At 49.6% G+C, this 389-nt stretch carries 1 protein-coding gene; it reads right to left on the reverse strand.

What is annotated here, in order from left to right; translation table 11 throughout:
- Positions 1–157 precede the first annotated feature (157 nt).
- Positions 158–389 (reverse strand): hypothetical protein (locus AX762_RS12920; RefSeq protein WP_218162448.1); only part of this gene is annotated, 232 nt, incomplete at its 5' end.

Genomic DNA, 389 nt, shown 5'->3' on the forward strand with positions numbered 1-389 from the left:
TAATAAGGGTTAGGCATGCTAAAAGTGGAAACCCAAGCGAGTGATGCTAAGAAGGTCAAACTTCGGCATGCTCAGGTGAAACTCCCAGTGAGTGATGCTAAGAAGGTCAAACTTCGGCATGCTCAGGCGAAACTCCCAGCGAGTGATGCTAAGAAGGTCAAACTTCGGCATGCTCAGGAGGAAACTCCCAACGAGTGATGCTAAGAAGGTCAAACTTCGGCATGCTCAGGCGAAACTCCCAGCGAGTGATGCTAAGAAGGCTAAACTTCGGCATGCTCAGGTGAAACTCCCAGCGAGTGATGCTAAGAAGGTCAAACTTCGGCATGCTCAGGTGAAACTCCCAGTGAGTGATGCTAAGAAGGTCAAACTTCGGCATGCTCAGGTGAAAC

The sequence above is a fragment of the Alkalibacterium sp. 20 genome (genome assembly GCF_001885615.1).
In the GTDB taxonomy this organism is placed as follows: domain Bacteria; phylum Bacillota; class Bacilli; order Lactobacillales; family Carnobacteriaceae_A; genus Alkalibacterium.